The organism is Campylobacter concisus (assembly GCF_003048985.1).
Lineage (GTDB): Bacteria > Campylobacterota > Campylobacteria > Campylobacterales > Campylobacteraceae > Campylobacter_A > Campylobacter_A concisus_AY.
Window position 1 is genome coordinate 38,583 of record NZ_PIRS01000005.1, and the last position, 25,711, is coordinate 64,293.

At 40.6% G+C, this 25,711-nt stretch carries 29 protein-coding genes; 18 read left to right on the forward strand and 11 right to left on the reverse strand.

The genetic code is table 11. The annotated features are described in order from the left end of the window. Window position 1: 1 nt before the first annotated feature. From xseB to CVS91_RS04595, 11 genes are all read left to right on the forward strand, one after another. On the forward strand, window positions 2-193 hold the full coding sequence (gene xseB, locus CVS91_RS04545) for an exodeoxyribonuclease VII small subunit (protein ID WP_004317712.1): 192 nt from the start codon (window positions 2-4) through the stop codon (window positions 191-193). Next, complete coding sequence (locus CVS91_RS04550; RefSeq protein ID WP_035143506.1) at window positions 186-980, forward strand: carbon-nitrogen hydrolase family protein; 795 nt, start codon at window positions 186-188, stop codon at window positions 978-980. Before xseB ends, CVS91_RS04550 begins: the two co-directional genes overlap by 8 nt. Further along, window positions 977-1,537 (forward strand): DNA-3-methyladenine glycosylase I, encoded by a 561-nt coding sequence (locus CVS91_RS04555; RefSeq protein ID WP_107830620.1) that lies wholly within the window; start codon window positions 977-979, stop codon window positions 1,535-1,537. The genes CVS91_RS04550 and CVS91_RS04555 overlap by 4 nt, the downstream gene beginning before the upstream one ends. Window positions 1,538-1,540: 3 nt before the next feature. Beyond that, window positions 1,541-1,894, forward strand: a complete 354-nt coding sequence (locus CVS91_RS04560) for an MmcQ/YjbR family DNA-binding protein (RefSeq protein WP_103594843.1) — start codon at window positions 1,541-1,543, stop codon at window positions 1,892-1,894. An 86-nt stretch (window positions 1,895-1,980) separates the two neighbouring features. After that, the gene (murC, locus tag CVS91_RS04565) at window positions 1,981-3,288 is read left to right on the forward strand and encodes a UDP-N-acetylmuramate--L-alanine ligase (protein WP_103594890.1); all 1,308 of its coding nucleotides are present in this window, start codon (window positions 1,981-1,983) and stop codon (window positions 3,286-3,288) included. Next, window positions 3,288-3,605: a hypothetical protein gene (locus CVS91_RS04570; RefSeq protein WP_103575430.1), complete on the forward strand. Its 318-nt coding sequence runs from the start codon at window positions 3,288-3,290 to the stop codon at window positions 3,603-3,605. The genes murC and CVS91_RS04570 overlap by 1 nt, the downstream gene beginning before the upstream one ends. Further along, the gene (locus CVS91_RS04575) at window positions 3,599-3,943 is read left to right on the forward strand and encodes a hypothetical protein (RefSeq protein ID WP_103594844.1); all 345 of its coding nucleotides are present in this window, start codon (window positions 3,599-3,601) and stop codon (window positions 3,941-3,943) included. Before CVS91_RS04570 ends, CVS91_RS04575 begins: the two co-directional genes overlap by 7 nt. Beyond that, window positions 3,940-6,144: an endonuclease MutS2 gene (locus tag CVS91_RS04580; protein ID WP_107830622.1), complete on the forward strand. Its 2,205-nt coding sequence runs from the start codon at window positions 3,940-3,942 to the stop codon at window positions 6,142-6,144. The genes CVS91_RS04575 and CVS91_RS04580 overlap by 4 nt, the downstream gene beginning before the upstream one ends. Before the next feature lie 90 nt (window positions 6,145-6,234). Then, complete coding sequence (locus tag CVS91_RS04585; RefSeq protein WP_107830624.1) at window positions 6,235-8,145, forward strand: EAL domain-containing protein; 1,911 nt, start codon at window positions 6,235-6,237, stop codon at window positions 8,143-8,145. Beyond that, the gene (gene dapE / locus CVS91_RS04590) at window positions 8,145-9,236 is read left to right on the forward strand and encodes a succinyl-diaminopimelate desuccinylase (protein WP_107830626.1); all 1,092 of its coding nucleotides are present in this window, start codon (window positions 8,145-8,147) and stop codon (window positions 9,234-9,236) included. The genes CVS91_RS04585 and dapE overlap by 1 nt, the downstream gene beginning before the upstream one ends. 116 nt (window positions 9,237-9,352) lie before the next feature. After that, window positions 9,353-9,508, forward strand: coding sequence for a hypothetical protein (locus CVS91_RS04595; RefSeq protein WP_234409668.1), 156 nt, complete (start codon window positions 9,353-9,355; stop codon window positions 9,506-9,508). A 90-nt stretch (window positions 9,509-9,598) separates the two neighbouring features. On the opposite strand, the gene CVS91_RS04600 is transcribed toward CVS91_RS04595, so the two are convergent. Further along, on the reverse strand, window positions 9,599-10,429 hold the full coding sequence (locus CVS91_RS04600) for a peptidylprolyl isomerase (RefSeq protein ID WP_021088961.1): 831 nt from the start codon (window positions 10,427-10,429) through the stop codon (window positions 9,599-9,601). Window positions 10,430-10,499: 70 nt separating this feature from the next. Here CVS91_RS04600 and gltX point away from each other — a divergent pair, with 70 nt between their 5' ends. The 7 genes from gltX (at window position 10,500) to CVS91_RS04635 (ending at window position 17,423) form a co-directional block, all read left to right on the forward strand. After that, window positions 10,500-11,879 (forward strand): glutamate--tRNA ligase, encoded by a 1,380-nt coding sequence (gltX, locus tag CVS91_RS04605; protein WP_012140345.1) that lies wholly within the window; start codon window positions 10,500-10,502, stop codon window positions 11,877-11,879. Beyond that, complete coding sequence (locus tag CVS91_RS04610) at window positions 11,876-13,129, forward strand: malic enzyme-like NAD(P)-binding protein (protein ID WP_107830628.1); 1,254 nt, start codon at window positions 11,876-11,878, stop codon at window positions 13,127-13,129. Before gltX ends, CVS91_RS04610 begins: the two co-directional genes overlap by 4 nt. A 90-nt stretch (window positions 13,130-13,219) precedes the next feature. After that, window positions 13,220-13,846: a uracil phosphoribosyltransferase gene (gene upp / locus CVS91_RS04615; protein ID WP_103592841.1), complete on the forward strand. Its 627-nt coding sequence runs from the start codon at window positions 13,220-13,222 to the stop codon at window positions 13,844-13,846. A 9-nt stretch (window positions 13,847-13,855) separates the two neighbouring features. Next, window positions 13,856-14,362, forward strand: coding sequence for a ribonuclease domain-containing protein (locus CVS91_RS04620; protein ID WP_004317681.1), 507 nt, complete (start codon window positions 13,856-13,858; stop codon window positions 14,360-14,362). Further along, the gene (locus CVS91_RS04625; protein ID WP_103594849.1) at window positions 14,359-14,631 is read left to right on the forward strand and encodes a barstar family protein; all 273 of its coding nucleotides are present in this window, start codon (window positions 14,359-14,361) and stop codon (window positions 14,629-14,631) included. The genes CVS91_RS04620 and CVS91_RS04625 overlap by 4 nt, the downstream gene beginning before the upstream one ends. Then, window positions 14,628-15,302 (forward strand): MqnA/MqnD/SBP family protein, encoded by a 675-nt coding sequence (locus tag CVS91_RS04630; RefSeq protein ID WP_103594850.1) that lies wholly within the window; start codon window positions 14,628-14,630, stop codon window positions 15,300-15,302. The genes CVS91_RS04625 and CVS91_RS04630 overlap by 4 nt, the downstream gene beginning before the upstream one ends. Window positions 15,303-15,587: 285 nt before the next feature. Further along, window positions 15,588-17,423 carry an aryl-sulfate sulfotransferase gene (locus CVS91_RS04635; protein WP_021087507.1) on the forward strand — a complete coding sequence of 612 codons (1,836 nt, stop codon included), beginning with the start codon at window positions 15,588-15,590 and terminating at the stop codon, window positions 17,421-17,423. A 57-nt stretch (window positions 17,424-17,480) separates the two neighbouring features. Here the strand turns inward: CVS91_RS04635 and CVS91_RS04640 are convergent, their stop codons facing one another. Genes CVS91_RS04640 through gatC form a run of 10 tightly spaced genes read right to left on the reverse strand, consistent with a single transcriptional unit; the run spans window position 17,481 to window position 25,593 of the window. Beyond that, complete coding sequence (locus CVS91_RS04640; RefSeq protein WP_107830630.1) at window positions 17,481-18,077, reverse strand: hypothetical protein; 597 nt, start codon at window positions 18,075-18,077, stop codon at window positions 17,481-17,483. Between the two features lie 27 nt (window positions 18,078-18,104). Then, the gene (locus CVS91_RS04645) at window positions 18,105-18,893 is read right to left on the reverse strand and encodes a shikimate dehydrogenase (protein WP_107830632.1); all 789 of its coding nucleotides are present in this window, start codon (window positions 18,891-18,893) and stop codon (window positions 18,105-18,107) included. Then, window positions 18,890-19,783: an SPOR domain-containing protein gene (locus tag CVS91_RS04650; protein WP_107830635.1), complete on the reverse strand. Its 894-nt coding sequence runs from the start codon at window positions 19,781-19,783 to the stop codon at window positions 18,890-18,892. The genes CVS91_RS04645 and CVS91_RS04650 overlap by 4 nt, the downstream gene beginning before the upstream one ends. Before the next feature lie 9 nt (window positions 19,784-19,792). Beyond that, entirely contained in the window at window positions 19,793-20,335 is a 543-nt protein-coding gene (locus CVS91_RS04655; RefSeq protein WP_021087453.1) for a DUF1882 domain-containing protein, read from the reverse strand. After that, window positions 20,335-21,579 (reverse strand): serine hydroxymethyltransferase, encoded by a 1,245-nt coding sequence (locus CVS91_RS04660; RefSeq protein ID WP_107830637.1) that lies wholly within the window; start codon window positions 21,577-21,579, stop codon window positions 20,335-20,337. Before CVS91_RS04660 ends, CVS91_RS04655 begins: the two co-directional genes overlap by 1 nt. Further along, window positions 21,576-23,084 carry a lysine--tRNA ligase gene (gene lysS, locus CVS91_RS04665; RefSeq protein WP_234409671.1) on the reverse strand — a complete coding sequence of 503 codons (1,509 nt, stop codon included), beginning with the start codon at window positions 23,082-23,084 and terminating at the stop codon, window positions 21,576-21,578. The genes CVS91_RS04660 and lysS overlap by 4 nt, the downstream gene beginning before the upstream one ends. Before the next feature lie 4 nt (window positions 23,085-23,088). Next, the gene (locus CVS91_RS04670; protein ID WP_002941362.1) at window positions 23,089-23,556 is read right to left on the reverse strand and encodes a Fur family transcriptional regulator; all 468 of its coding nucleotides are present in this window, start codon (window positions 23,554-23,556) and stop codon (window positions 23,089-23,091) included. A 1-nt stretch (window position 23,557) separates the two neighbouring features. Continuing rightward, complete coding sequence (locus tag CVS91_RS04675) at window positions 23,558-24,169, reverse strand: CvpA family protein (protein WP_103642469.1); 612 nt, start codon at window positions 24,167-24,169, stop codon at window positions 23,558-23,560. After that, a complete protein-coding gene (locus CVS91_RS04680; RefSeq protein WP_107830641.1) occupies window positions 24,169-25,302 on the reverse strand; it encodes a type IV pilus twitching motility protein PilT in 1,134 nt (377 codons plus the stop codon). The genes CVS91_RS04675 and CVS91_RS04680 overlap by 1 nt, the downstream gene beginning before the upstream one ends. Window positions 25,303-25,305: 3 nt before the next feature. Next, complete coding sequence (gene gatC, locus CVS91_RS04685) at window positions 25,306-25,593, reverse strand: Asp-tRNA(Asn)/Glu-tRNA(Gln) amidotransferase subunit GatC (RefSeq protein ID WP_021085025.1); 288 nt, start codon at window positions 25,591-25,593, stop codon at window positions 25,306-25,308. Window positions 25,594-25,711: the final 118 nt, after the last annotated feature.

Genomic DNA, 25,711 nt, shown 5'->3' on the forward strand with positions numbered 1-25,711 from the left:
AATGGAGCAAAAAGAGCAAAGTTTTGAAGAGAAATTAGCCCTAGCTGATAAAATTTTAAACGATCTAAACAAAGATGATGTGAGCTTAGAAAACAGCATAAAGCTGCACGAGCAGGGCAAAAAACTCTTAAACGAGGCAAGAGAAATTTTAGAAAACGCAAAACTTAGCATAAAGCAGGTGGATGATGAGTAAAATTTGCGCCCTTCAGCTACCAACGCAGCCCTTAAGCGAGGCGAGGCTTGATTATTACCTTAAAATTTGCGCGGACGAAAACGCAAGGCTGGTTGTTCTTGGCGAATACGTGCTAAATAGCTTTTTTAAAGAGCTTGCTAGCATGCCAAAAAGCCTCATAAAAGAGCAGAGCGAGCGCAAAAAAGAGGCGCTCTTTGCGATGGCAAAAAAGTATGATCTAAACATCATCGCACCTATCATAAATTTAAAAGGCAAGGAGATTTTTAAGAGCCTAGCCAAATTTAGCCAAACACAAGTAAAGCTATATGACCAGCAAATTCTCATGCCTTACGCACACTGGAACGAGGCGAAGTTTTTTAGCAACGCAAGCGAGGAGCTAAATTTACCTATCTTTACCTACGATAAATTTAAGGTTGGCGTCATGTTTGGCTTCGAGGCGCATTTTGATGTGTGCTGGGCGTATATGAGCGCTAAAAAGGTCGATATCGTGCTTGTGCCAACGGCTTGCACGTTTTTCTCGCAGGCGCGCTGGGAGGAGCTTTTAAAGGTTAGAGCCTTTACAAACAACGTTTATGTACTTCGCGTAAATCGCGTGGGAAGCCACAAAAGTGAGGATGAGCAGTGGAGTTTTTACGGCGACTCGATGCTTATTAGCCCATTTGGCGAGGTTAAGAACAGACTTGGCAAAAATGAAGAGATGATGATCGATGAGCTTAGCAAAAAGGAGCTTAGCGAGGCTAGAAGCACCTGGGGCTTTATGCAGATAGAGGCTAAATTTAAAAGATGAAGCGCTGCGCCTGGGCGGATAAGAGCGAATTTAGCAAGAGCTATCACGACTGTGAGTGGGGCAGAGCGGTCAAGGATGATAAGAAATTCTTTGAAATGCTCATTTTAGAGGGCTTTCAAGCAGGTCTTAGCTGGGACTACGTGCTAAGAAAAAGAGCTGGACTTGCTCAAATTTTAGATGGCTTTGACGCAAAAAAGATAGCTAGCTATGACGAGGCAAAGCTTCAAAGTCTTTTAAGCGATGATAGAGCGATTAAAAACCGCCTTAAAATTTACTCTCTGCCAAAAAATGCCAAGGCTTTTTTAGAGCTTTGCGCTGAGTTTGGCTCGTTTTATAACTACATCTATAAATTTACAAATGGCAAGCGCGTGATAAATGACATAAAAAGTGCCAAGGACATGCCAGCAAGTAGCGAGCTCTCAGAGCATATCTCAAAAGATATGAAAAAGCGTGGCTTTAAATTTGTAGGCGCTGTGATCATCTACTCGTTTTTACAAGGCGTTGGCGTCATCGATGATCACGAAAATGAGTGCTTTTGCAAAGGAATTTCGGAGTGAAATTTGAAACGAAGTGAGATTGAAAAATATATAAAAGAGAAATTTGACGTTTTGGGTGAGCAAATTTTCCCAAAATATCCAAAATTTAGTGTCTTTCGTCACAAGAATAACAAGAAGTGGTTTGCGCTACTTATGCAGTTAAGCGCTAGTAAGCTTGGCCTTGAAAGTGACGAAATGATCGAGGTTTTAAATCTAAAATGTAGCCCAGATCTAGCCATGGTGCTAGTTGATGAGAGGCAAATTTTTAAAGCATATCACATGAATAAAAAGCACTGGATAAGCGTAAATTTAAACTCTAAAATCTCACAAAAAACAGTTTTTGACCTAATAGATGAAAGCTTTGTCTTAAGCAAATAAAAGCCATTTTTCAGCCTTAAATTTAGTAGTTTTTGTTAAAATCACGAAAAACTTAAGGATAAAATTTGCAAGAGCTAAACAACGAGATAAGAAAAGTCCATTTCATAGGCATCGGCGGCATTGGCATCTCGGCCATCGCTAGATTTTTACACGAAAAAGGCCACAAGATAAGCGGCAGCGACATCAAAGAGAGCAAAACGACGCTAGAGCTTCAAAATGAAGGCATCGAGGTCATCACGCCACACTGCAAAGAGGCGATAAAAGATCAAGACTTCGTGGTCTATTCAGCTGCGATAAAAGAGGATAATATCGAGCTAGTGGAGGCTAGAAGAAAGGGCATAAAGTGCTTTTCAAGAAAAGAAATTTTGCCTTATGTGCTTGAAGATAAGTGCGTTTTTGCAGTAGCTGGCGCACACGGCAAGAGTACCACTTCGGCGATGTTAGCAAGCCTAATAGAAGGCTCAGTCATCATTGGCGCCATCTCAAAGCAGTTTGGCTCAAATATGCGCTACGCCAAAAGCGACAACGTCGTATTTGAGGCTGATGAGAGCGATTCTAGCTTTCTAAACTCAAACCCATATCTAGCCATCGTCACCAACGCAGAGCCAGAGCATATGGAGCACTACGACTACGATCTAGCTAAATTTTATGCAGCCTACAAGGGCTTTTTGGAGCGCGCAAAAGTTAGGGTGATAAACGCTGAGGACGAGTTTTTAAGCACGCTTAAGCTTGATGCGATCAGACTTTATCCAAGCACTGATATCACCGAGCTTACGATGGTGGTAAGAGACTATCAGCCATACACTAGCTTCAACCTTAAAAATTTAGGCAAATTTGAAGCCTTTGGCATGGGCGAGCACATCGCTATAGACGCATCTTTGGCTATCCTTGCTGCTATGCACGAGACGCCGCTTAAAGATATAAGAGAAAATTTACTAAATTTTAAAGGCATCAAAAAGCGTTTTGACATACTTAGCGCAAACAAAAATTTCGTCCTAATCGACGACTACGCGCACCATCCAACCGAGATAAAAGCGACGCTAAAATCAGTCTTTGAATACGCCAAAATTTTAGGTATAAACAGCGTCACAGCGATATTTCAGCCGCACCGCTACACAAGACTTAGCACAAATTTACCTGGCTTTAAAGAGTGCTTTAAGGGCGTTGATGAGCTTGTCATCTTGCCAGTTTATGCGGCTGGAGAAAATCCGATCGAAGTTGATATGAAGAGCGAATTTAGCGAGTATAACCCGATCTTTACAGACAAGGTCGAGAGGGTTGAAGAGGGGATAGAATTTACAGATGAATTTGGCGTGAAAAACCGCCTAAGTGACGGCATCGTAGTTGGCTTTGGAGCGGGCGATATCAGCGTGCAGTTAAGAGGCGGATATTAATGGATCTAAGCAACTTTAAGCCTCAAGATGAAAATGAAATTTTAAAAGAGATAAAAGAAAAAGAGCTTAGTGAAGAAGAAATTTCAAGCCTTATAAATTTAGGCAAAAAAGATATCTTGATAGCCCTTGCAAGGTCTCAAAAGCTAAGTAGCGCCCAGATAAAAGAGATGCTGCCAAATGCCCCATATCTAGCCGTTTGCTTGCTGGTTGAAAAGCAAGATATCAGCGAGGTTAGGGCTGAAATTTTAGAAAAGATCAAGCCTCATGCTGAGCTTTACAAAGAGCTCATCGCAAAGTATAAAGGCGTAAAATGGTAAGAAATTTGATAATAATCGCCGGAGTGATGCTGCTTTTTGGAGCGATCTGGGCGATAAAAGATGAAAAGATCAGCAAAAGCATAAAAGCGCTCGTTAGCGCAGTGCTTGTAGTGATCCTTGTTTGCGTCTATTTTTACGAGCAAAATTTATCAAAAAACGAGGATGCCATCTCAAAGCTAGTGACTGACTTTAAGCAAGGTAAAACACTAAAATGTGGCGAATACAACGTGAGCGCTGAGAAATTTAACTACGAATTTGGCACGGCGTCATTTTTACCAAAGCGAGAATTTAGCGATCTCTCAGGCGTCATCGTGCCGATAAAAAGTTGTGAGCAATGACTGAAGAGATATTTTTAAAGCTCGATCTGGGCGAGTATCTGGATAAATTTAACTCATTTTTATCAAGGCAAAAACCACTATTTTTACAAGGCGACAGCAAGATCCACTTTGAAAACATTAGCGAGCTTTCAAAGTATGATTTTAAGGCGCCTGACGAGATAAAAGAGCTTGATGATGCGCTTATGAGACTTAGCAAGCAAGCAGTGCTTCACATCAGCGAAATTTACGAGTTTGCAAAGATCATTAAATATTTTTCATATCTAAAAAAGCAAAAATTTGAAGGCAGGCTTGGCGAGTGGATCGCTAAGGTTGAAATCCCTGAAGCGATGAGCCAGATGGCAAACAGCTTTGATGAAAACGGCGAGTTTAGCGACAGCGTGGATGAGAGATTTTACGCGATAAAGCAGGCATTTAGCGAGAAAAAGCGCCAGATAGACGCCGAGCTTAAAAAGCTCATCTACTCAAAGCACATCACACCCTATCTAGTCGATACTCAGACGCACTACATCAACTCGCAAGAGGCACTTTTGGTGCGTGGCGGCTTTAATCACGCCCTAAAAGGCACCGTGATCGCTAGAAGCTCGGGCGGCTACTTCTACGTCGCACCTGCAAGCACCGAGCGCCTAAAAAAGGAGCAAAGCGAGCTACTTGATAGAAAAGAGGAGATTATTTTTGAGCACTGCAAGAAATTTAGCTTGCAGATGAGCAAGAGCCTGCTCTTTTTGAAATTTATAAATAACGCTTTTGATCAGTTTGACGCATATCAAGCTCGTGTAAATTTGGCTAGATCACGTGACTATGAGTTTGTTTTGCCAAATAGCTCGCACGTCATAAAGCTTGAAAAGTTTGCCCATCCAGCGCTAAAAAACCCAAAGAGCGTGAGTGTGGATTTTAGCAAAAAGGTGCTTCTCATTACTGGCGTAAATGCTGGCGGTAAGTCGATGCTCTTAAAATCAATCATCTCAGCCACGCTACTTGCAAAGTATCTGCTGCCTATGCGTATCGACGCAAATCGCTCAACGATCGGCTCTTTTAAAGAATTTGACGCGATCATAGAAGATCCGCAAAGCGTGAAAAACGACATCTCGACCTTTGCTGGCAGGATGGTGCATTTTGCAAGGCTTTTTACTAAAAAATCGATCATCATAGGCATCGACGAGATCGAGCTTGGCACCGATTTTGAGGAGGCTGCGAGCTTGTATGGCGTCATGATAGAGCGCCTCATCACTCAAGATATCAAAATGATCATCACGACCCACCACAAGCGCCTTGCGATGTTGCTAGCTAAAAACCCAGAGGTTGAGCTAGTAGCGGCACTTTACGACGAGGCGGCCCAAAGGCCTAAATTTGAGTTTTTAAAAGGCACGATCGGCAAGTCTTATGCCTTTGAAACGGCGGCAAGATACGGCATATCTCAAAATTTAGTGGCTCAGGCAAAGAAAATTTATGGCGAAGATAAAGAGAATTTAAACGAGATCATCACAAAGACGCTAAATTTACAAACCAAGCTTGATGAGGGGATAAAAGAGGTCACGGCAAAAGAGGAGCGGCTGGAGCGCTTGCTTGAAGAGCAAAAAGAGCTAAAAGAGAAAAATGAGATCAAGCTAAATGCGACTATTTCGCGCCTTGAAAAAGAGTATTATGAAGCGATAAATGCGGCAAAAGCTGTTATAAATTTCAAAGAGATAAAAGACAAGCAAAGGGCGCTAAACGTGGCAAATGAGAAAAAAGCTGCTATCGTTAAGCCTAAAAAAACTGAACGCGAGAGCCTAAAAGTGGGCGATAGAGTGAAGTATGAAAATATAAAAGGCACGGTTTTAAGCATCTCTAAAAATGACGCGATGATCGAGTCAAATGGCATAAATTTGCGCGTGCCACTCGAGCTTTTAAGAAAAAATGGCAACGAAGTGGTCTTGCCTAAAAAAGGCGGCGTAAGTTTAAGCGTAGATAAGCCAAAAACGGCCTCGCTTTCGCTTGATCTGCACGGCATGAGAGCTGACGAGGCGATAGCTAAGCTTGATAAATTTATCTCAGATAGTCTTGTTATGGGATTTGATGAGGTTAGCGTATTTCACGGCATTGGCACGGGCAAACTAGCCTTTGCAGTCAAAAATTTCTTAAAAGAGCATCCAAGCGTGAAAGAATTTCATGATGCACCGGCAAATCAAGGCGGATACGGCGCAAAGATCGTTAAGCTTTGAGCTAAATTTTTAATTAAAAAATGAAAGAAATTTTTTATTTAGCTTAGATATAATCCATTAGAAAAATTTAAGAAAGGAAGTTTAAACTTTATGCCAAGCGACGAATCGCAAAAAAAGCACTTTAGTATGGTTAAAACCGTCACTTTGGTCGTGGTTTTGCTTTTTGCTTTCTTTGTAGCTGAAAATTTAACTGTCTATTCATATAAATACAATAACGCGCTCTCTACAAACAACCTTGACCTCAAAAAAAAGACTGAGTATCTAACAGATCAATATGTGAATTACTTTAAAAATATAAGTAAATTTAATATTATAGATTTTCAAAATTACATAAGCAATGCCGCCTTTGGTGATGTCTTTTTACTAAAAGAAAATGGTAAAAATGGCTTTAAGATAGAGGCATCGTCAGACAAAAGCCTCGTAAATAAAGACTACGAAGACAAGAGCTGTGGCGACATCTACTCGCATGATTTTCAAAAGAATTATTTCAAGGCTGAAATTTTGCCAGAAAATAGCGCCAAAGTATGTATGTTTGTCGCAGTAAATGAATATATTTTAGGCTTTAAAGCGCATATCGATCAAAGGATAACTGGCACTAGCGACCAATTTTATTTTCAGTGGCTGATGAAAAACATGGCTCTCACTTTGATCTTAAGCTCGATTGGTCTATTTTTAGGGCTTGCGGTCTGTCTTTGGTTTGTATTTAAGTATCTAAACATCAAATTTGACTATCTAAAAGTAAAAGAAGAGAGCACTACTAAGATCGCCCAGCTACAAGAGAAGCTATATATCGATCCGATGACAGGACTTTTTAACAAGGCAGCACTCATAAAAGATGTGAGCGAGTATAAATATCCAAAAGTGATACTTATGGATATCGATGATTTTGGCAAGATGAACGACTACTACGGCAAATACGTTTGCGACCAGATACTAAAACAGATGGCAAATCTCATCAAAGAATTTGCAAAAAATGAGAATATGAAGGCTTATTGTATCGAGGCGGACAGGTTTGCTTTGGTTGAAGATAATAACGACTTTATCGACAGATACGAAGAGCTTGCTGAAAATTTACTAGATATCTTTAAAGGCAGGATGCTTAGCATAAAAGATGAAAATGACGTAGAGGTCGATGATATAGAAATTCACAACACCATAGGTTTTGCGCTTGATAGCGACCAGACCTTAAGAAAGGCAACCATCGCGCTAAAATCAGCTAAGACGCTTGATAAAGACTATGTTTGCTACTTTAAAGGGCTAAGTCAAAAAGATGAATACGCAAATCAGATCGAGCGCTCAAAGCTGATCCAAAACGCTACGATAAATGATAACATTGTGCCGTATTTTCAGCCGATATTTGACGAGAAAAAGATCCCTATAAAATATGAATGCTTGATAAGAATTTTAGACCGCGACGACGTCATCTCGCCAAGTGTATTTTTAGATATCTCAAAGCGTATCAAGCGTTACGCAGACCTTGAAAAACAGCTCATCAAAAAGTGCTTTGAGCACCTCATTGAAGATCCAAATTTGGTTCTTTCTATAAATTTAAGCAGCCGAGATATGATAGATGGCGATGTCTCTGCGCTGGTTTTAAATTTACTAAACAAGCACAATGTTGCTGGCAGGATAGTGTTTGAGATAGTTGAAGACGAGGAGCTAAAGAGTGCTGAGCGCGTCTCAGTATTTATCGAGCGAGCAAAGAGCATGGGCGCTATGATAGCGATCGATGACTTTGGCTCTGGCTACTCAAATTTCTCTTATATCATAAAGATCAAGCCAGACTACGTGAAGATCGATGGCTCTATCATCAAAGACATCGATATCAATAAAGACTCATACGCCATCGCAAGCGCGATCGTGGCATTTGCAAAGGATCTTGGTATAAAAACGATCGCAGAGTATGTTCATTCTAAAGAAATCTTTAACGTCTGTAAGGAGATAGGCATCGACGAATTCCAGGGATTTTACTTGGGAATTCCTTCTAAAAAGGCGTTTTAGTGGTTGTTAGCTTTTTAAAAGAGCTTTTAAGCTTTCGCTCTATCACGCCAGAAGATGCTGGAAGTTTGGAATTTATAGCTAAATTTTTGCCTGATTTTGAGGCGAAATTTATAGAGAAAAATGGCACTAAAAATCTCATACTTTCTAAAATTTATGGAAACGGCGAACACTTAGCTTTTGCAGGGCATGTCGATGTCGTGCCTCCAGGAGATGGCTGGGATAGTGAGCCATTTAACCCGCTAGAAAAAGATGGCTACATCTACGCAAGGGGCGCGCAGGATATGAAAAGCGGCGTGGCTGCCTTTGTTTGTGCGTGCAAAGAGGCTAAATTTGATGGTAAGCTAAGCCTCATCTTAACAAGTGACGAAGAGGGCGATGGCACTTACGGCACGCCTTTGGCACTTGAATATCTGCGTGAGATAGGGGATTTGCCCAAATTTTGCGTCGTGGCTGAGCCAACTTGTGATAAGAAATTTGGCGATAGCATAAAGGTCGGCAGACGTGGCTCGATAAATGGTAAGATCGTGATAAAGGGCATTCAAGGACACGTGGCATACCCAGAAAAATGCGTAAATCCAGTAAATTTAATAGCTCCACTTTTAAGTAAGATAGCTGACCATGATATGGACGGAGGGAGCGAGTTTTTTAGCCCAAGCAAGATCGTGGTGACGGACATTCGTGGTGGCATGCAAGTTTGCAACGTCACGCCAAGCGAGCTTAGCATAATGTTTAACGTTAGAAACTCAAATTTAACCGATGTAAATGATGTTGAGAGCTATCTTAGAAGCGTTTTAGATGGGCTTAGTTACGAGCTTAGTATAAAGCAAAGCTCGAAGAGATTTTTAACAAACAAAGATAGCAAGATCGTAAGAAATTTAATGGCCTCTGTCACAAAGATCACTGGCGTTACACCACTTTTAAACACAAAGGGCGGCACAAGTGATGCAAGGCACTTTGCTGAATTTGGTGTAGATGCGATAGAATTTGGCGTCATAAATGACCGCATACACGCCAAAAACGAACGAGTTAGCGTTGATGAAGTAAATAAACTTTATGAAGTTTTTAAAGACCTGATAGAAAATTTTCACTAATCTCATTTGTCGTCAAATAGTTAAATTTAACCGACGCTTCTAGCTTTTATAAGATAAATTTAAAAAACAGCTACATTTTACCTGAGAGTGAAACCACTGCAAAGGCGATAGGATTTTTGCCAACTATCACTGCTATTTTACTTTTGATAGCACTTGTTTTTGACATAAAACTTGGCGAAAATGGCGCATTTTGCAAAGAAGTAAATTTTGCTCAGTGGGAGCTATCGGCAAAATTTTCGAGTTACGTTGGATTTTTCACTAAAAAAGCTTAATTAAATTTGGCTGCTTTTGCAGGTTTTTGCTTATAAATTTTAAATTTAAATTTTAGAGAAATTTAGCCACCAAAGTGGCTAAATTTGAAGTTATCTTAGGATTTGAATTTTTGCTTTTGCGCGGAGTTTTTCGAAGTAATCACTCATTAATTTTTCTTGCTCGCCTTGGTAAAGCTCGTTTATAACGTTATCTTTTACATCAGCAAAGCTTGGTGTGTATGAGCCGATCTTCTCTTTTACTAAAAACATATCAAAGCTATCAGGTCCTTGCAAAGGCTGTGTGTAGTCGCCGTTATTTGTGCTTGAGATGATCGCAGCAAGTCTTGGATCTATGCTTTGATAGTCCAAACTAACCTCTTGTGTTTGCACGCCGTCTAGTAGCTTTGGACTTGTCTTTTGAGCTTCAAGTAGCTCAGGGTCTTTTGCTCTATAAACTACGACTCTAGCGGTGCTAAAGACCTTAAATTTGTCTGGATTAGCGTCAAAATACGCCTTTGCTTTTTGCTCGTTTATGTTTTTGCCAGCCTCAGCAGCTATGCTTTTATAAAGCTTTTCTTGAAGCATCTTGTGCTCTAGGTTGTTTTTAAAGTCCAAAAAGTCCATGCCTTGAGCTTGGATAGAGCTTCTAAACTGCGAATTTGTCATGCCATTTTGCTTTGCGATCGCCTCGATCCTGTCGTTTAGCTCAAAAGGTGTCACGCTTAAATTTAAGTTTTTTATCTGCGCATCTTCAAGCCTATCTCTGATAAGCAAATTTAAAGCGTCCTGCTCTGTTGTCTTTAGCTGTTCCTTCAAGCTATAAACCTCGTAAAGCGTGATAGGCTCGTTCTCCACGATAGCTGCGATGCCGTTTATCATCTGAGCTGAATATAAATTTAAGGCACTTAACACGCCAGCAGCCAAAAAGAGCAATTTTTTCATAATGAAACCTTTATTTAAGTATTTAGTAAATATAATTTTGGGCAATTATAACATAAAAATAAGGCACAAAATGATAGTTACTAGATTTGCTCCGTCGCCTACTGGATACCTACATATAGGCGGACTTAGGACAGCTCTTTATAATTATTTATACGCAAGAGCTAACAATGGAAAATTTCTGCTCCGCATCGAAGATACTGACTTAAAACGAAACTCAGAAGAAGCCACACAAGCGATAAAAGAGGCATTTGCTTGGTGCAAGCTAGATCACGACGGCGAAGTGACCTATCAGTCAAAGAGATTTGATCTTTACAAAGAGTACGTTAAAAAGCTGCTTGATGAGGGTAAAGCTTACAAATGCTACATGAGCAAAGAGGAGCTTGAGGAGCTTAGAGCTAGTCAAGAGGCTAGAAAAGAGCGTCCAAAATATGATAATAGATATAGAGATTTTACTGGCACGCCTCCAGCTGGCATCGAGCCAGTCATCCGTATAAAGGCTCCGCTTAGCGGCGAAATCGTCATACATGATGGCATCAAGGGCGAGGTTAAATTTAAGGTTGAAGATATCTTAGACGACTTCATCATCGCAAGAAGCGACGGCACACCGACATATAACTTCACAGTTGTGATAGACGATGCACTAATGGGCGTAACAGACGTTATTCGCGGCGATGACCACCTCTCAAATACCCCAAAACAGATCGTTCTTTACGAGGCACTTGGCTTTAAGGTGCCAAAATTTTATCACGTCGCTATGATAAATGGCGAGGACGGCAAAAAGCTTAGCAAAAGGCACGGCGCAACTGACGTTATGGAGTATAAAAAGATGGGCTACTTGCCTGAAGCGCTCTTAAATTTCCTTGTTCGTCTTGGCTGGAGCCACGGCGATGATGAGATTTTTACTATCGAGGATATGCTTAAATACTTCAATCCAAATGATATCAACAAAAGTTCAAGCACCTACAACGCTCAAAAGCTTGACTGGTTAAATTCTCACTATATAAAAACTTTGCCTTACGAGAGGTTAGCACACGATATGCTTGAATTTGGCGTGGATTTTAAGGCTTTGGTAAAGGGTGAGCTACTGCTAAATTCGCTCCGTGAGAGATCAAAAACCTTAATCGAAATGGCAAACAGCGCAAATGCTATCATCAACGCTCCAAAAAGCTACGACGAGAAAGCTTGGGCTAAATTTATAAATGAAAATAGCAAAGAAATTTTGGCGAAATTTGCTCAAATTTTAGACCGCGACCTTGACGCTAAAGGATACGAGGAGCTAACTAATAAATTTTTAGAGCAAAATGGCTTAAAACTAAAAGACCTAGCTCAGGCCCTAAGGATAGCGCTAACTGGCTCAAGCGTGAGCCCAAGTATATTTGAGGTGCTTGAAGTAGTAGGCAGCAATGAGATCAAAAACAGAATACAAAATTTATTAAAGGAAGAGAAATGACACATGTAACTAAAGAAGAGGCACTAAACTACCACATCGGCGGTAAGATCGAGATCAAGGTAAAGACACCTTGCGAGACTTCAAGAGACCTTTCAATGGCCTATACACCAGGCGTTGCTGAGCCTTGTAAAGAGATAAATGCAGACACTGAACTAGCTTATAAATATACAAATAAAGCAAATTTAGTAGCTGTCATCACCGATGGCACGGCTGTTCTTGGACTTGGCGACATCGGTGCTATCGCTGGTAAGCCAGTTATGGAGGGCAAGGCGGTGCTATTTAAGAAATTTGCAAACGTTGATGCCTTTGACATCGAGCTAGACGAGCATGATCCTGATAAGATCGTTGAGATTTGCAAGGCTCTAGCTCCGACATTTGGCGGTATAAATTTAGAAGATATCCGCGCTCCAAAGTGCTTTGAGATAGAAAGAAAGCTTCAAGAAGCAGTCGATATCCCTGTAATGCACGACGATCAGCACGGCACAGCGATGATAACAAGCGCTGGCATTATAAATGCGATGGAAATTTCTGGCAAAGATATATCTAAGATAAAGATCGTAGTTAGCGGCGCAGGTGCAGCTGGCATCGCTTGCGCAAAGATGTATAAAGCACTTGGCGCAAAACACATCGTGATGATAGACAGCAAAGGCGTCATCCACTCAAAAAGAACAGACCTAACTCCAGAAAAGGTTGAATTTGCGCTTGAGACCGAGGATAAGACTTTGGCTGATGCGATGAAAGGTGCTGATATGTTTTTAGGTCTTTCTAAGCCTGGTGTTGTGACAAAAGAGATGGTTGCGTCGATGAATAAAGAGCCTATCATCTTTGCTTTGGCAAACCCAGTGCCTGAAATCTTCCCAGAGGACGTCGTAGCTGTAAGAGATGACGTTATGATGGGCACAGGCAGAAGCGACTATCCTAACCAAGTAAATAACGTTTTGGGCTTTCCGTTTATCTTTAGAGGCGCGCTTGACGTTAGGGCTAAAAAGATCACTGAAAATATGAAAATGGCTGCAGCTAAAGCGCTTGCACAGCTTGCAAAAGAGCCAGTGCCAGCTGAAGTTTTAAAAGCAAGTGGCGTTAGCGAGCTAAAATTTGGCAAAGAGTACATTATCCCAAAACCATTTGACAAGCGCGTGCTAACAGCGGTCGCTCCAGCAGTTGCAAAAGCTGCAGTTGAAGATGGCGTAGCTAGAGTAAAAGATTTTGATGTTGAGGCTTACAAAGCCAAACTTGCAAAAGGTTTTTAATCAAATTTAGCCCAAATTTTGGGCTAAATTCTCCTCTTGGCATTTTGTAAAAGACAAACCTTGTAAAAACAGTAAATTTAAGGACAAAAAATGCAAAACGTGAAGCTCATCTCACACCCATTGATCGAGCATAAATTAACAATCTTACGTGATAAAAACACCCAACCTTTTCAGTTTCGCATGCTAGTTGATGAGATCAGCTACCTTATGATCTTTGAGGCGACTAGAAATTTAAAGGTAAAAGATGTCAAAGTCCAAACACCAGTTGCGGTGGCAGACGCAAAAAGGCTCACTACAAAGGTGATGATATGCCCTATTTTAAGGGCTGCTCTTGGCATGCTTGATAGCGTCTTTACCATCATACCAGATGCGAGTGTGGGCTTTTTGGGCTTTCAGCGAAACGAAGAGACAGCGCAGGCTGAGTTTTTCTACGCGAAGCTTCCAAAAGACGCAAAAGAGCGCATGGCGATCATCATCGACCCTATGTTTGCAACTGGCGGCACGGCGATAGACGCGGTTAAATTCCTACGTGAAAAGGGCATTAAAGAGATCAAATTTATCTCTATCATCGCCGCACCTGAGGGGCTAAAGAGATTTAGCGAAATTTACCCAGACGTCGAGGTCTATACGGCTTCTATCGATGAGAAACTAAATGAGAAAAACTACATCGTTCCAGGTCTTGGTGACGCTGGCGATAGAGTTTTTAACACTCTTTAAGGGCAAAATGTGAACAAAAGACTTTTGCCAGCTCTAGTTGCCTTTGTCATTGCTATCATCGTTGGCACCTTCTTTTTTTCAAAAGAGGGCGGCGAGGCAAACAAAAACGCTCAAATTTTACTTGAGCAGCTAAATAAAGAGGGGCAAAAGAGCCAGAGCCTCGCAGAAAACGGCTCATATACCTCAAAAGATGAGGTCGCACTTTATATCTATAAATTTAACAAGCTGCCAAAGAATTTCATAACCAAAAAAGAGGCACTTGAACTTGGCTGGGACGCAAAAAGTGGAAATTTATGGCAGATAAGCGGCGGCAAAAGTATCGGTGGAGATAGATTTTCAAACCGAGAAAAGAGGCTGCCTGAGGCTGATGGTAGAAAGTGGTTTGAGTGTGATGTGAATTACAATGGTGGCAGGCGCGGCGCTGAGAGAATTTTATACTCAAACGACGGGCTTATCTACTACACGCCCGATCACTACGAGCATTTTTACCTGCTTTATGAGAAGAGGATGCAATGAAAAGCGTGATCTTAGATGCCAAAAAGATGCTCAAAAAAGAGAAGATGCATGAGTATTTTGCTAAGAAATTTGACCTGCCAGAGTACTACGGCAAAAATTTAGACGCGCTCTTTGACTGCCTTTGCGAGATAAATGAGCCAACGCTTATAAAGCTAAAAAATGAAAGTGCTTTGGATGGTGCCACAAAAGAGAGCTTAACTCAGCTATTTCGCGACGTTTGCAACGAAAATGAGCTAGTTAAATTTGAGCTTGTAAAAGATGAAAAATGATATTTGGAAAGATTGATTATCTAAATTTACTCCCATTTCACGTATTTTTAAAATCAGCCCCACTAAGCTCTCAGATAAAAAAGGCTATCGAGTTTAAAAAGGGCGTGCCAAGCAAGCTAAATAGAGCCCTAAACGCTAGAAAGATCGACGCTGCGGTGATCTCAAGCATAGCTAGTAAAAAGGCAAATTTAAAGAAGCTAAATTTTGGAATAGTCGCCAAAAAAGATGTAAAAAGCGTGCTTGTGCGCAAAAACTCAGCCTCAAAGCCAGATCCTGCCTCAGCTAGCTCAAACGCCCTAGCCAAGGTACTTCGTCTAAATGGCGAGGTGATCATAGGCGACAGGGCGCTAAAGGCATACTTAAGCGAGGGCAAAGAGTGCTTTTACGACCTTGGTCAAATTTGGCACGAAAAGACAAATTTACCATTTGTTTTTGGTAGATTTTCTTACGTAAAAAATGGCTCGTTTTACAAAAGACTAGTCGCAAAATTTCTACAAAAAAATGTAAAAATTCCAAACTATATCTTGGCCAAGTATGCCAAAAGCCGTGACATAAGCGAGCAAGATATCAAGTGGTATCTTAAATTTATAAGCTACAAAATAGGCCCAAAAGAGCAAAAATCACTCCGAAAATTTTTTAAAGAACATAGGTTTTTAAGAGAGGCAAAGTAAGTGAAATTTACTAGTATTATTTCTTTGCTATATTTGACCTTATAAATGGCGAAGATAATGAGGCTCGATACGCTATTTAATAAATTTTAAATATATTTTTAAATTTTAAGCTAGTATTAACTTTAGCGTGAAATTTATGTTATAAAGATTTACTACAATTACACACAAAGCAAATCATTTTTGTTATTCCTTTTACTGATTTAAGCCTTGGTTTTTGCCAAGGCTTTTTCTAAATTTTATAAGCTTTATGAGTAGAGTTTATAAAATTTATCTAAAGGAGATGTTATGAAAAAGACTTTGAGTTGTGTTGCACTAGCCTCTGTACTTTGCTCGAGCGCTTTTGCGATAGGCGGTCCAAGCGGGGCTAAACTTGACTACGCTATCACTGGACAGATCGGCGAAGTAGTGGTAAATCCTTACGACACAGCGCCACTTACAGCAGTCATCAAAAATGGCGGCTACACACTAAGCAATGCAAAAGTAACCATCGTGCCAAAACAAGGTGGTCAAACTATAAGCTACAAAGTGGCTGACAAGCATCTTCGCACACATGGCGGCATCCCAGTTTTTGGCATGTATCCTGACTATCAAAACACCGTTGAGGTCGAGTACGACAAGAGCTACAAGGGCAAGACTGAGCATATAAAAGAGAGCTATAAAATTTACGCTCCAGCTATCTACCTAGAGAGCGCTGGCACGCCAAATCAAAAGGGCGCGCTATTTGACAAGATCGAGGTTACTAAGCCAGCAAGCGCTAAATTTGCAAACCGCCTTTACTATGTAAATAACTTTGTAAATAAAACAGGCAAGGGCACAAAAGTCGTTTGGAACAACCCAGCTGGCGGTGCGATCGAGTGGAACTACAGCCCAAATAACTTCATCCTTGATACAAAAGGCGAGGTTAGATGGTATCTTGAGCCAAGCAAAATTTACGACCTAAAACAGCCATTTCACGCTGGCGTAATGATGGGCTTTAAGCAAAATGACGACGGCGCGATGACTTGGGGATACGGTCAAAGATATGCAAAATACGACATCATGGGTAGAGAAATTTTCAACCGCGAGCTACCAGCTAGCTACAACGACTTCTCACACTCGATGGACGTAGCACAAAACGGACACTACTTCTTGCGCGTGGCAAATGCCGACTATAAAAGAGCCGATGGCAAAAACGTAAGAACAGTGCGCGACGTCATCGTTGAGCTTGACCGCGACGGTAACGTAGTTGATGACTTTAGACTATATGAGATCCTCGATCCTTACCGCGATATCGTGCTAAAAACGCTTGATCAAGGCGCAGTTTGCTTAAACATAGACGCTAAAAAAGCAGGCCATACAGCAAGCTCTGATGAGCTTCAGTCTATGGATACGCACGATAAATGGGGCGATATAGTTGGCGCTGGTCCAGGACGCAACTGGGCACACGTAAATAGCGTGGATTACGACCCAAGCGATGATAGCATCATCATCTCAAGCCGTCACCAAGACGCAGTTATCAAGATCGGCCGTGACAAACAAGTAAAATGGATCATGGGCGCTCACAAGGGCTGGAGTGATAAATTTAAAGATAAACTACTTCAGCCAGTTGATAGCAAAGGCAACAAGATCGTCTGCGAAGATGAGTACTCAAAATGCCCAGGATACGAGAGCGACAAAGGTGGCTTTGACTGGCAATGGACGCAGCATACGGCATTTAGGATAGATAGCAAGTCTAAAAAAGGCGAAATTTATCTAAGTGTCTTTGACAACGGCGACACAAGGGGCATGGAGCAACCAGCCATCGCTGGCATGAAGTACTCTCGTGCGGTCGTTTATAAGATCGATGAGAACAAAAAGACCGTTGAGCAGATCTGGGAGTACGGCAAAGAGCGCGGCAAAGAGTGGTATAGCTCGGTTACTAGCCTTACGCAGTATCAAGATGACCTTGATAGCGTGATGGTCTATTCAGCTGTTGCTGGCATGCAGTTTGACATCGCAAAAGGTCGCCCAGTAGGACTTCCTAGCCCGCACATCGATGAGTTTGAGTGGGGTGCAAAAGAGCCTAGCATCGAGATAAAAATGACAAATGCTATGGGCTATCAAGCGTTTCCATTTAGCTTGCAAAAAGCGTTTGAGAAATAAAAATTTTCCTCCTTTGCTTCGGCAAGGGAGGTCTTTTAGTTTTGTGTGATCTTAAATTTATTTGCTATTTTGCTCTTTTAAAATAACCTTTGCATTTTTCTCTCTTTTACAAAACTCTAAAAAACTTAATCCATTTTTTGTATCGTCGTTTAGTCTGGTGTAGCCAAAGCCCTTCTCATCATGTGGATAAAGCGCTAAATTTAAGCTTGGAAAGATGAAAAAGCACCACTCGTTTAAGGAGTATGTATAAAGCATGAGTAGTTTAGCCAGATCTTTGATCTCATCAAATCTCAGAGCATCTATCCTAAGGCAGATGGCAGGCAGCAAAATCTCACCATCTAAACCAAGATCAAAGTGCTCATTTGGCTCTTGCAAGATGCCTAGCTTTTTAAATTTATCGTGCAAATGTTTTACTTCAAGCGTTTCATCGCTCAAGTTAGTATCGTCGTAGTTTAAGGCGCTTATGGCAAATACCTCTTTTTTAAATTTATAAAAATATTTATCAAATAGCTTTAGTGCGGTATCTACACCAGAAGCCCAGCTTTCATCCTCTATCTCAAAAAAGCCGATCCAGTTTTTAGAGTGGCTAAAGGAGTTAAAATTTATATCGCTAAGCTTTAGAGCCTTATTTATCAAGTTTGATGATTTATCCATTTTGTTTAATGCACTCTTGCAAGAGCTCTATAAACTAAGAGCCTCTCGCATAGAAATTTCTATCTTTTTCTCATCGAGGCTGCCATTATAAAATAAATTTAACGCTAAAACCGCTTGATACAAGAGCATATCAGCTCCGTCTTTACATGCTAGATTTTGCCTTTTTGCCTCTTTTAAAAATGGCGTTTGCTTGCCGTAAATAACATCAAATGCAAATTTAGAGCTTTTTAAAATGCCATCTAAAATCTCTTTTGGTGCTGGCAAAAGATCATCTTTTAGCCCTGCCGAGGTCGAGTTTACCACTAGATCAAATTTATGCTCTTTATAATCATCCCAGCTAAAGCACTCGTAGCGATCTTTAAATTTATCAAGTCTTGCCTTGCTTCTATTTAGTATGCAAACATCTATGTTTTGCGATCTAAGTGCGTAGGCTAGGGCATTTGCGGTGCCTCCAGCTCCAAGGATGATGGCGCTTTTTGCCTCTTTAAAATTTGATATCGCTTTTAAAAAGCCAGGCGCGTCAGTGTTGTAGGCATAAATTTTCTCATTTTTTAGCACCAAAGTGTTTGCAGAGCCTATTTTTTGGGCTACCTCTGAGGCCTCATCGGCTAAATTTAGAGCAAATTCTTTATGTGGGAGTGTGACATTTGCGCCGTTTAGTTTTAGGGATCTAAATTTGTTGATTAGCTCGTTGCCGTCTTTTAGCAAAACCCTCGTGTAAAGGGCGTCTAAGCCTAGATCACGAAGGGCTTTGTTGTGTAGTCTTGGAGATACCGAGTGAGCTATCGGATCTCCAAAAACTGCAAATGTTTTCATTTTGCTCTAAAGACAAAAGCGTCTTTATTGACATCTTTTCTGATATCGTTTATAGCTTTTTGAAGTGATTTTTCATCAAATGGACCAACTAAAATTTTAGTTAGCTCGCCAGCTTTTATAGTCTTGTAGCTATATCCTTTGGCTGCTATTTTTTTCATATATTCGGCATTTGGGTTAAATTTGCTAGTTGCAAATACTTGAACATAAGAGCCTTTTGCGACGCTCTCAGCTTTTGCTGGAGCTTCAGCTTTTTTCTCAGCTTTTTCTGCTTTTGCAGGAGTTTCAGTCTTTTTCTCTACCTTTGTTTCAGGTTTTTTCTCAGCTTTAGTTTCAGCTTTCTTCTCAGTTTTTGCCTCAGTTTTAGCTGGCTTTGTTTCAGGCTTTTTATCTGCTTTAGCTTCGCTTTTTGTTTCAGCTTTTTTAGCTGGAGCCTCTACCTTTGTCTCAGCTTTTTTAGGTGCTTCAGCTGGTTTTTCAACAGCTTTTACTACCTCTTTTGGCTCTTCAGTTTTAGGAGCTGATTTTGCGCCTTCTTTATCTTTTAGCTTTTTGATCATATCTTCAAAATCATCTTGTTGCTTGTTTTCAGGCACGATAGGCACTTGCTCGAAAAGCTGTGTATCGCCTTTTTTAACATCTGAATTTGTATCTTGTGCAGGTACCTGCGTATCGACTGGCTGCTCTGCTGGCACTGGAGGCAGAACTAGTCTTGAGTCGGCTTCATTTTGTGCTTGTGCTGAGTCGCTTGAGTTTATAAGCTTCATGGCTACGATAATAACTATAAAAAGCACAACTAGTGCCGCTATAAACATAAGAAGTTTCTTTAGTTTTGCGCCCTTTGCATCATCATCTTTTTCTAAAAGTATATCTTTTAACTCTTCGTTTTCCATTATTTCTCCTTACATATATTTTGACCAACTTGCTCCACGCTCTTTTTGATAGAGGTTATATGGCAAAGTTAGGATGTTAAATTCTTTTGGCATATCTTGATTTGGGAACATTCTCCACTCTTTGGCTAACTTTTGTGAGAGCTTTGTGCTTAGCATATTTGCAAGCATGCAAGCTTCATTTAGCGTAGTGTGACCTTTATGCACATAAAGGTGCAAATGTCCCGGCGTCTTGGTCTCGTAGGCTGTGAAATTTATAAAGCCTTCTTCTCTTAAAAGAAGCTGCGCTCTATGCCAAAACCTATCCGGAGTTCTGCCGTTGTAGTCAAAGACTATATTTTCGACCTTGTCACTTGCATTGATTAGCGAGTGGGCGATTATAGCTTTTCCCTCCTCATGCTCTTTCATGACACTATAAGTTAGTGGTTCGTTGATCTTTTCAAATTTATCAAAGAAAATTTTACCCTTGTACTCTATCTTATTGACGATCGTGTCACGTTTGATGTAGTAGTGGGTCGTTATTATCTTTATAAGAGATGTATCAATACTTTGCATCAAAATGTCGCTTTATCGTAGATTATAAATTTATGAGCAAGATCGACTAGTTTGGCTTTTATCTTCTCTTGCAAAGAGGTGTTGTTGATGTCACTTAGAACGTCAGCGATCTTGTTTGCTATTAGCTCAAACTCAGCCTCTTTCATACCACGAGCTGTAAGAGCTGGGCTGCCTACACGTATGCCGCTTGTTATAAACGGACTTCTTGTCTCGCCTGGAACTGTGTTTTTATTTACAGTTATACCAGCATTTCCAAGAGCGATATCAGCGTCTTTTCCGCTAAATTCGCGGTTTAGGAAGCTCATTAATATCAGGTGGTTATCAGTGCCGCCACTTACTAGTTCAAAGCCTCTGCTTATTAGCACTTCGCCAAGTTTTTTAGCGTTTGCTTTTACTTGTTTAGCGTAAATTTTCCACTCAGGGCTAAGGTTGTGCTTAAAGCCAACTGCCTTTGCAGCGATGACATGAACTAGTGGGCCGCCCTGGATGCCTGGGAAGATAGAAGAGTTTATCTTTTTAGCGTACTCTTCGTTGTTTGTCATGATGATGCCACCTCTTGGGCCTCTTAGGGTTTTATGCGTAGTTGAACTTACGACGTCGCAGTGTGGGAAAGGATTTTGATGCTCACCGGCTACTACAAGACCAGCGATGTGAGCAACGTCTGCAAAGAGTATCGCGCCAACAGCGTCAGCTATCTCTCTAAATTTCTTAAATTCAATCTCTCTTGTGTATGCGCTAGCGCCACAAACGATCATTTTTGGTTTTACTATCTTTGCGATATCCATAACTCTATCGTAGTTTATGCGACCATCAAGCTCTACGCCGTAGAAAAAGCTCTCATACATCTTGCCAGAGCTGCTTACCTTTGCGCCGTGAGTTAGGTGTCCGCCGTGACTTAGATCCATACCTAAAATTTTATCGCCTGGATTAAGCAAAGCACCATAAACGCCTTGGTTTGCCTGAGAGCCTGAGTTTGGTTGAACGTTTGCAAATTCGCATCCAAAGAGCTCTTTACATCTATCGATCGCGATTTGCTCGATCTCATCGACAAATTCACAGCCACCATAATATCTCTTACCAGGGTAGCCCTCAGCGTATTTGTTTGTTAGGATTGAGCCCATCACCTCCATAACATCTGGATATGTGAAATTTTCACTAGCGATCATCTCTAGGTGGTCGCACTGGCGTTTTAGCTCTAAATTTACTAGGTCAAAAATTTCTTTATCGTAGCTTTGCAAACTCATTTTTCATTCTCCTTTGTCTCAGTTTTTAGTGGTCTCATCGCTGGGAAGAGAACAACGTCGCGGATTGATTTTTTATCTGTTAGAAGCATCACAAGTCTATCTATGCCTATGCCTTCGCCTGCAACTGGTGGCATGCCGTATCCTAGGGCTTTTACATAGTCTTCATCCATCTCGTGAGCCTCGTCATCGCCTGCGTTTTTAGCGTCGATTTGCGCTTTAAAGCGGTTGTATTGATCAATTGGATCATTTAGCTCGTTAAAGCCATTTGCTAGCTCACGACCAGCGATAAATAGCTCAAATCTCTCTGCCACATCAGGATTTGTGTCGCTTCTTCTTGAAAGTGGACTAATAGAGATCGGATAGTCGATGACAAAAGTTGGGTGGATGAGCTTGCTCTCCACGTAGTTGTCAAAGAGTTCAGCCTGTAAGTGGCCAAGGTCAAGCTTCTCGTTTGCCTCAAAGCCATCAGCTCTTAGTTTTGCTAAAATTTTATCTTTATCGCTTACGACATCTTCAGCAAGTCCGCCTATCTCAACTAAGGCTTTTTTATAGCTTATGCGTTTAAATGGCTTGCTAAAATCAATTTCCATGCCATCAAAATTTATCACTTTCTCCATGCCAAGTTTTTCTAAAATGACATTAAATAAATCCTCTGTGATGCCCATTAGATCGTGGTAGTTGTGATATGCCCAGTAAAACTCTATGCTTGTAAATTCAGGGTTGTGAGTTAGATCCATGCCCTCGTTTCTAAAGTTTCTATTCATTTCATAAACAGCTTCAAAACCACCAACTACAAGGCGTTTTAGATATAGCTCAGGAGCGATTCTTAGGTATCTCTCAACTCCAAGGGCGTTGTGAAATGTCACAAATGGTTTTGCATTTGCGCCACCAGCTATTGGGTGCAGCATCGGAGTTTCAACCTCTAAAAAGCCCTTTTCTTCAAAAAATCTTCTAATCGTGCTTATAATCACCGAGCGCTTTTTAAAATCAGCCCTAACTTCAGGGTTCATTATCATATCAAGATATCTTTGGCGGTATCTTGTCTCAACATCAACTAGCCCGTGGTACTTCTCTGGAAGCGGACTTATCGATTTTGTAGCTAAGCTAAGCTCATTTACATGCATTGAAAATTCGCCAGTTTTTGTTATAAAAGCGTAGCCTCTAACATAGACGATATCGCCTATTTCTACATATTTTTTAACGATTTTAAACCACTCTGGATCAAGCGTCTTGTTGCTAAAATAAATTTGTAAATTTCCATTTTCGTCTTCGATGTTTGCAAAGACCGCTTTACCGGCGTCGCGGATCAGCTTTATCCTGCCTGCAAGGCCAACTAGCTGCCCCTCTGCTTTTTTCTCTTCTGTATCTTTTATATAGTTAAATTTAAGTCTAAATTTAGAGATATTCATATCTCTTCTAAGAAAATGTGGATATGGATTTATGCCTAAATTTCTAAGCTCATCTATGCTTTCTAATCTTTGAATTTCGTGTTGGTTGTCAAATATCACCTTACTTTCCCTTTATATTATTTTTTGAACATTTTTCGCAAATTCCATAAAGCTGCATCATGTGACCAGTTAGTTTAAAGCCATGCTCTTTTGCGATGCTTATCTGCCTTTTTTCTATCATAGGATCTTCAAATTCTATGATAAGACCGCACTTTCTGCATATCATGTGGTCGTGGTGTGGCTTTGTGGCAAGCTCAAATTTCTTGCCTTGTGAGCCAAAGCTGATAGATGTTACCATCTCTGATTCTTCAAGTAAATTTAGCGTCCTATAAACAGTTGCGATGCCGATATTTAGCTCAGGGTAGGTCTCTTTTATAAAAAGATATAGCCTCTCTGGCGTAAAGTGTTCGTCGTTGTTATAAAGCGTTTTTAGTAAAATTTCACGCTGTTTTGTATATTTTAAACCGTTGTCGCGAAGAACTCTTTTAAATTTCTCAAGCAAGGCATCGTATTCTAAATTCTCTATCATCTCACTCCCCTTTAGTGACGTTTGTGTCGGTGTTTGTGCTCGCATTTGCATCCATTGAAATAAATGCATCACTCTTGTTTGTATCCTTTGGTCTTACTACCATCTCATCTAGCTCATTTTTGATGTTTTTCACATCGATATTTGTTATCCATCTACCAGTTTCAAGTAGAAGCGGATAGACCTTGCTGTTTGTAAAGTATGGCTCGATCATTTTATTTAGCGAAGTGCCTGACATTACGGCAACGACTGCTGAAAATGTGAGGAAAATTTTGCCACTTCCCATGACAAATCCACCAAGCCTGTCTAAAAACCCAAGTCCGCTTACTGAAACTATCTTTGATAAAAATTTGCCAACTAGCAGACAAACTAGCCAAAAAACTAGCCAAAGTCCGATAAATGCGACAAATTGTAAAAATGAAGGATTTTCAAATTTATAGATATTTTTGCTTATGAAGCTTTCAGCTACATCTGAAAATCTACTAGCGACAACTAGACCACCTATTAGCCCGATAAGTCCAAAAGTCTCTTTTATAAGCCCGTTTATTATGCCTTTTACACCAAGTATCAGGACAAGGGCGATGACGATAATGTCAAACCAAGTTACTAAATCCATCATACAGTTCCTATTAAATTTTGAAGTTCTTGCTGGCTAGTTGAGTAGGCTAGCGCGTTTTCTTTTGTGATCATGCCCTCTTTTAGCGCTTTCATCAGGGCTTGAGTCTGCGTGCTCATGCCAGTTTGTTGCTGATTTAGCTGCATTTGAGAGTAAATTTGATGCACTTTGTTTTCGCGTATCAAGTTTGATATCGCCATGTTATTTATCAAAATTTCATGCACAGCGCACCTTCCGCCGCCTATTTTTGGTATCAGACTTTGTGAGATGACAGCAGTTAGGGAAACGCTAAGCATATTTCTTACTTGAAGCTGCTCGCTTCCATCGAAGCTATCAACGATCCTATTTATAGTTTGTATGGCTGAGTTTGTGTGAAGAGTGCCAAAGACTAGGTGTCCAGTCTCAGCTGCTGTAATAGCCGTAGAGATCGTCTCTCTATCCCTCATCTCGCCCACAAGTATGATATCTGGGTCTTCACGAAGTGCAAATTTTAGCGCCTTTGAGTAAGAGTGTGTGTCGGTGCCGATATTTCTATGTGAAAATAGGGCTTTTTTGTTGTTATGTACAAACTCGACTGGGTCCTCAACGGTGATGATGTGCTTTCTATAATTTAAATTTATCTCATTAAGCATCGCAGCAAGCGTTGTTGATTTACCACTGCCTGTTGGTCCAGTAACCAGGATAAGGCCTTTTTCTCGTTTGATGATATATTTAAAAATTTGTGGTGCATTTAGATCATCAAGCGAAGGGATGTCGATAGGTATGATACGAAAAGCTGCGGCTAGATCACCATTCATCGTGTAGTAGTAGTTACCACGAAAGCGTCCGATATTTGGAAGCTCAATAGCAAAGTCAAGCTCTTTATTGTTTTCAAGCTCGCTCTTTTGGGCGTCTGTGATTAGAGCGTAGCATAAATTTTCTATATCTTTGCCGCTTAGCACGCCAAATTCAAGTGGCCTTAAAGTGCCATCTATCCTTATCTGAGGTTCAGACCTTGAGACCAGGTGGAGGTCACTGGCTTTATTAAAAACAACGGTTTTTAGAAGCGTTTGGATATCACCAGAGAGATTGCTCTCTGATGCTTTGGCTTGAGCGTCCGAGTTTTGCGCTCTTAGTTGTTCAATTAGATCCATATTTTACTCTATGATCTTTGGCACGGCAAAGAAGTGTCCCTCGCGTGAAGGGGCGTGCTTTAAAATTTCATCGACAACATCACTTAAATGTGGCTCATCTTCTCTTAATGGAGTGCCACCTTTTATAGAGCTAACTACAGCCTCATCGCTGCTTAGATCAAGCTCGTTTAAAACATCGACAAAAGATACGATTTCACTTAATTGCTTCTTGATCTCTTCTCTTTTTTCATCATTAATTTGTAATGCTGAGAGTTTTTCTAGTTTATTTAAGAGAGTGTCGTCTATTTGCATTATTAAGCAACCTTTTAATTGATTTTGAGGCATTATATCACATTCAAGCTTTAATTTTGGGCTACTTTTAATTTAATTATGCTAAAATCTGCGAATTAAAATTTTTCAAAAGCAAGGA